This window comes from Deltaproteobacteria bacterium PRO3 (assembly GCA_030263375.1).
In the GTDB taxonomy this organism is placed as follows: Bacteria; UBA10199; UBA10199; order DSSB01; family DSSB01; genus DSSB01.
The window spans coordinates 1-6002 of the sequence record SZOV01000144.1; the positions used below are offsets into that span (position 1 = coordinate 1).

A 6002-nucleotide genomic window follows, 5' to 3' on the forward strand; every position below is an offset into this window, starting at 1 on the left:
GAACATCTTGCTGGCGATCCCCGCGTGCGAGCGCATGCCCAGCCCGATCACCGAGACCTTCGCGATGCTTTCGCTGGACTCGACCTTCTTGGCGCCGATCTCCTTGGCGACCTTCTCGATGATGAGCAAGGCTTGCTTGAGCTCGCTCTTGGGAACGGTAAAGGTCAGGTCGGTCGTCCCCTCGGAGCTGACGTTCTGGACGATCATGTCGACGTTGATGTTGGCTTCGGAAATGGGAGCGAAGATCTTGCTGGCGACGCCGGGGGTGTCGGGCACCTGGCGCACCGCGATCTTGGCCTCGTCTTTGTTAAGGCTGACTCCGGTTACCATGCGGCTTTCCATTTGCGATTCCTCCTTGGTCACCCAGGTGCCGGGATTGTCGTTGAAGGACGAGCGCACCTCGACGGGGACGTGATACTTGGCGGCCATCTCGACCGAGCGGATTTGCAGGACCTTGGCGCCGGTCGAGGCCATCTCGAGCATCTCCTCGTAGGAAATGCGGTCGATCTTGCGCGCGTCGGGGCAGAGATTGGGGTCGGTGGTGTAGACGCCGTCGACGTCGGTGTAGATCTCGCAGGCGTCGGCCTTGAGCGCCGCCGCGATCGCTACCGCCGTGGTGTCGGAGCCGCCGCGGCCCAGCGTGGTGACGTTGCCGTTCTCGTCGACGCCCTGGAAGCCGGCGACGACGACGATCTTTCCTTCCTTCAGGTCCTTGTGGATCCGCTCGCTGTCGATGGAACGGATCCGCGCCTTGCTGAAGGCATCGTCGGTCAGGATGCGGACCTGGCTGCCCAGGTAGCTGACCGCGGGCACGCCCATGCTTTGGATGGTCATGGCCAAGAGCGCGATCGTGACCTGCTCGCCGGTGGAGACGATGACGTCGTACTCGCGGCCCTCGGGGAGCTCGCTGATTTCTTTGGCCAGGGCGACCAGCCGGTTGGTCTCGCCGGACATGGCGGAGACCACCACCACCATTTGGTCGCCCTTCTGGTGCTGCCGGATGACGCGGCGGGCGACATTCTTGATGCGTTCGATGTTGCCGACGGAGGTTCCGCCGTATTTTTGGACGACTAGGGGCATATTTTTTGTGCAAACCTCGCGTCCGCCCCTACTAAGGGGCCACGCTAAAGTCAAGAAAGCCGGGGAATATGAAGGGGATTGAACCTCAAAAATCTTCGTCGATCTTGATCGAGCCGATCATGGTGTCGAGATCCTCGCGATAGCCCAAATCCGCCATCACCTCGCGCAGCGAGTCGCCGTAGAAGACCTCTTCCATCGAGCGCTCGAAGGTGGATTCGTCGCGCAGGTTATCCTTGAGCGCCCGCTGCGCGCGGTCGGGATTGCTGCGGACGATACTCTCGATGTACTTGTTGAGATTTTTGGCGGCCTTGCGCTTTTTGTCGGTTTGGATCTTGCGCCAGTTTTTTAAATAATGGAGGCGGCAGAAACCGGAGGTGGTCTGCTGGTTGTTGCAACCAGCCTCTTTGCATAGCTTGATCTTGGGGGACATGGAAAATACCCACTCGGATGTATCTACTTTGCCTATACCAGCGGTCCCCCACCCTGGCAATTAGGAAAACGCAATGTTACCAAGATTTTACCGACTCGACCCCGGAAATCAGTCCTTGGGCCCCGAAAACTTCTTCAATGTATCCTGAAAGGCCGCCTTTCGACGCAGGGCGTCTTGTTTTTCGCCCTCGAATTCCTTGAGAAGTTCGGGACGGATCGCCTCGCGGGTCTTCTTCTTGAGGTAGCGGTTCTCGCGGACCCGTAGGTAGACGAGGGCCGCGACGAAGGCGATGAAAACGACGATCCAGGCGATGATCTCCAGCACTCAGGCCTCCTTGGGGGCCTCGCTTAAGGCCTCGATCACGGCCTTCTTGATGCCCCCGATCTTCTTCGAGTCGGTGATTTTGTGGCCGAAGATGTCCTTCACGTAGAAGACGTCCGCCACCTGGTCGACCTTGGTCGAGATCTTCGAGACCTCGATGTAGAGCCCCAGGGCCCGCATGACGCGGGCGATATCGTGCAGGATGCCGATGCGGTCGTTGGCGTAGACGTCGATGACCGTGTAGTAGGCCGAGACGTCGTTGTCGATCTCGACCCGCGGCGGCCGCGCGGGCGCGACCTTCTTGCCCCAGAAGAGCTGATTTTGGTGGGCCTGCGAATAGCGCTCCATCGAGACCTTCCCCTGCACCACCTCCTGCAGATCCCGACGCAGCGCCTCGATGCGCCGCTCTTCCTCGAGGATCTGACCGCGGTGGTCGGTGACCTTGAGCAAAAGCAGGGCCTCGCCCCTGGAGGTGAAAAACTGTTCGAGAGCGAGGATGTTGACTTGATTGGCGGCCATCACGCCCGTCACCTGCTCGAAGAGGCGCGGCGAGTTGACCGTGTAGAGCAGGAGACGATTGAGATTCTCCTGCCGGTCGATCTGGCTTTGGAAGAGGAAGGTCTCGCCGAAGTGCCCCTGGACGGTCCGGAAGTGGCTTAAGATCGCGGGCGGCGCGTTGGCGATGAAATAACGCGGCGGCATGCTGTCGAGATACTGCTTGAGCGCGGCACGGTCGACGTCGGGCTCGGCGGTCTCGAGCAGCTTCTCCTTCATCTGCTGCATGATGACCATGGCGCGTTCGGGGCTGAAGTCCCCGGCCTCGATGACCTTCCGGGTCTTCTGATAGAGGTCTTGCAGCAGGCTTCCCTTCCACGGCGTCCAAACGTCGGGTCCAACGGCGCGGATGTCGGCCCAGGTGAGGATGAAAAGCATGTTGAGGCGGTCCAAGGTGCCCATGGAGCGGGCGAACTGGGTGATGAGGTTGTAGTCCTCGAGGTCGCGGCGCTGCGAGAGGTGCGGCATGAGGAGGTGGGAGCGCACCTGAAACTCGACCTCGGCGATGTCGGCGGCCGGGTAGGCCATGCGGCTCATCACCGCCTGGGCGATCTCCGCGCCCCGCTCGGAGTGGTTGCCGCCCTTCCCCTTCCCGATGTCGTGGAAGAGGACGCTCAGGACGAGGAGGTCGGGGCGCTGGACCTCGGCCATCGTCTGCTTGAAGAGCGGAAACTCCGCGTCGTAGTCGCCGTTGTGCAGCTTGCTCAGCTCTTGCACGGCGAAGATGGAGTGCGCGTCGACCGTGTAGATGTGATAGACGTCGTGCTGGGTCTGGAACAGGATGTCGCCGAACTCCGGCAGGATGGCGCCCAGGAAGCGGCAGTCGTGCATCTCCGCCAGGCTCTTCCCGATGCCCGAGACGTCGGCGAACATCTCTTTGAGCATCGCGCAGACCTCGGGGTCGCGGCGATAGGCGTCGTCGACGACGTTCAAGTGCCGGCCGATGAAGGACTTCAGGTCCTCGTCGAGGCCCAGGCGCTCCTTTTGCGCCAGGTAGAAGGCCCGCATAAACTCGACGGGCTGCTTCGCGAGGGCCGCGAAGTCCTTGGGCACCACGTAGCCGTCGATGCCGTAGTAGAAATCGTTGAGCGTGCTCTTCAGTCGCTTCTTGACCAGCATGATCAGCGAATCGGGCGGCCGCAGCAGGCGCCGGCTCACCTCGGTCAGGAGGCGGTGCAGGTTGGCGGCGTGGCTGTAGTAGGCCTGGCGGAATTTTTCGACGCCGCGACTGCCGCCGGCGTCCTCGAAGCCCAGCTCGCGGGCGATCGGCTCCTGCAGCTCAAAGGTCAGCTGGTCCTGCCCTTTCCCCGCGCGGCGGTGCAGGCGGTTGCGGACCCCCCAAATGAAATCCAAGGCGCGGCGCAGGGTATCGGCCTCCTCCTCGCTTAAGAGACCGCGGCGCACCCACTCGGAGATCGCGGGGGTCTTCAGCGCGATGCGGGCGTAGTAGCGCAGCAGATGCCAGTCGCGCAGGCCGCCCTCGCTCTCTTTCAGATTGGGCTCGAGCATGTAGACCGAAGAGCCGAAGCGCTTGATGCGCTCTTCCGTCTCCTTGGTCTTGAGGGCGACGAATTCGTTCAAGGCACGGGAGCTGGCGAAGCGGCTTTCGAGGAAGGTGAGAAATTTTTCGGCCAGCTCGCGGTCGCCGGCGAGGAAGCGCGAGTCGAGCATTGAGCTGAGCGCGCGCTGGTCTTCCTTCATGACCCGCTTGCAGTCGTTGATCGTGCGGATGGCGTAGCCCAGCTCGACGCCGGCGTCCCAGAGCGGGTAGAGCATCTGCTTGGTGACGAACTCGAGCCGGGTACCAGCCTTGCCCTCGTAGAGAAAGAGCAGGTCGATATCCGAGAAGAGATTGAGTTCGGCCCGCCCGTAGCCCCCCAAGGCGAACATCGCGAGGGGAATCGGCAAAACGCCCTTGGCCTGGCTCTGCTCGAAGGCGTGCTTGTAGAGGGCGACGATCATCCGGTCGGTCATGAGGCTCTGCAGGCGGACGACGCGCTCCATCGGCGCGTTTTCGTCCATCTTGCGGCCCAAGACCTCGCGGCAGCGCTGGAGGTAATCGCGCACCGCCGCGGTGGGATCGCCCTCGATCTTGAACTCGATCAGGTCGTCGGTCAGGTACTTGGGGGAGGTCTCGGCGAGGGTTTTTAAAGAGGCGTTTTCGGCGGTGGTGGTCATAATTCGTTTGGAGTTCGTGAAATTGTCACGACTCTCACAGTATTTAGATATTGGAAGATTTTCAATTCTAAACCCTTGCGGGAAAAAATTCGCTGTCGCGGCGGGACCGTAGGGGCGAACACAAGGTGCGCCCCTACAGGCGTTTCTTCAGCTCAAAGAGATAATTCAAGGCCTCCAGCGGCGACATCGCCTCGGGCTGCAAGGCCTTCAAATCCTCGATCAGCGGGTGCTCGCGCGCCGCGAACAGGCCCAGCTGCGGCGAGGGCGGCTTGGCCGCGTTCAGCTTCTCTAGGGCCCCGTCCTCGATGCTCTCCAGGCGCTGCAGGACCTCGCGAGCCCTGGCCAGCAGTTCCTCCGGCAGGCCCGCCAGGCGGGCCACCTCGATGCCGTAGCTGCGCGAGGCCCCTCCCGGGATCAACTTCCGCAGGAACAGGATCTGATTGTTCCACTCCTTCACCGCCACCTGGTAGTTGGCGATGCCGGGGATCTGGCGGGCCAGGTCGGTCAGCTCGTGGTAGTGCGTGGCGAACAGCGCGCGGCATTTCAGTTTTTGCGCGACGTATTCCGCCACCGCCCAGGCGATGGACATGCCGTCGTAGGTCGAGGTGCCGCGGCCGATCTCGTCCAAGACGATGAAGCTGCGCTCGGTGGCGGCCTTGAGGATGCTCGCCGTCTCGAGCATCTCGACCATGAAGGTGGATTGGCCCTGCGAGAGGTCGTCGCTGGCGCCGATCCGGGTGAAAAGTTGGTCGACCAGGCCGACCGTGGCCTCCTTGGCCGGGACGAAGCCGCCCATCTGCGCCATCAATACGATCAGCGCCGCCTGCCGCATGACGGTCGATTTGCCCGCCATGTTGGGACCGGTGATCAGGAAGAGGCGGCCGGTCTCCTCGTTCATCGTCAGGTCGTTGGGGATGAAACGCTCGTCGGCGCGCATCCGCTCGAGGACCGGGTGGCGGGCGTCCTTCAGGTCGAGGACCTGCGCCTCGACCAGTTCGGGCCGCACGTAACGGTGATCGCGGGCCACCCGCGCCAGCGAGGCGACGACGTCCAGCGTGCCCAGGACGTGCGAGGCGCGGCGGATGGCCTCGACTTCGGCGGCGCAGGCGTCGCGCAGGCGGCAGAAGAGGTCGTACTCGAGGGCCTTGATCCGCTCCTCGGCGCCGAGGACCTTGTTCTCGTACTCCTTGAGCTCGGGCGTGATGTAGCGCTCGGCGTTGGCGAGGGTCTGCTTGCGGATGTAATCCGCGGGGACGGACTCGCGGTGGGCATTGGTGATCTCGATGTAATAGCCGAAGACCTTGTTGTAGCGGATCTTCAGCGAGGCGATCTTGGTGCGCCTGCGCTCGCCCTCTTCCATCGCCGCGATGAAGGACTTGCCGTCGCGTCTGATCGCGCGCAGCTCGTCTAACTCGGGATGGACGCCGGGGGCGATCAT

At 62.6% G+C, this 6002-nt stretch carries 5 protein-coding genes; all 5 read right to left on the minus strand.

The window, feature by feature from the left end; genetic code table 11:
* The coding region (locus FBR05_14415; GenBank protein ID MDL1873370.1) for an aspartate kinase at nt 1-1080 on the minus strand (1080 nt) is incomplete at its 3' end.
* Between the two features lie 85 nt (nt 1081-1165).
* Nucleotides 1166-1510: a hypothetical protein gene (locus FBR05_14420; GenBank protein ID MDL1873371.1), complete on the minus strand. Its 345-nt coding sequence runs from the start codon at nt 1508-1510 to the stop codon at nt 1166-1168.
* Between the two features lie 108 nt (nt 1511-1618).
* A complete protein-coding gene (locus FBR05_14425; protein MDL1873372.1) occupies nt 1619-1834 on the minus strand; it encodes a hypothetical protein in 216 nt (71 codons plus the stop codon).
* On the minus strand, nt 1835-4564 hold the full coding sequence (gene glnD / locus FBR05_14430; GenBank protein ID MDL1873373.1) for a [protein-PII] uridylyltransferase: 2730 nt from the start codon (nt 4562-4564) through the stop codon (nt 1835-1837).
* A gap of 133 nt (nt 4565-4697) precedes the next feature.
* Nucleotides 4698-6002 (minus strand): DNA mismatch repair protein MutS (mutS, locus tag FBR05_14435; GenBank protein MDL1873374.1); only part of this gene is annotated, 1305 nt, incomplete at its 5' end.

Coding starts and splice junctions, on each gene's coding strand:
- FBR05_14420 (MDL1873371.1), bottom strand. CDS start 1,510: ATGTCCCCCAAGATCAAGCTATGCAAAGAGGCTGGTTGCAACAACCAG.
- glnD (MDL1873373.1), bottom strand. CDS start 4,564: ATGACCACCACCGCCGAAAACGCCTCTTTAAAAACCCTCGCCGAGACC.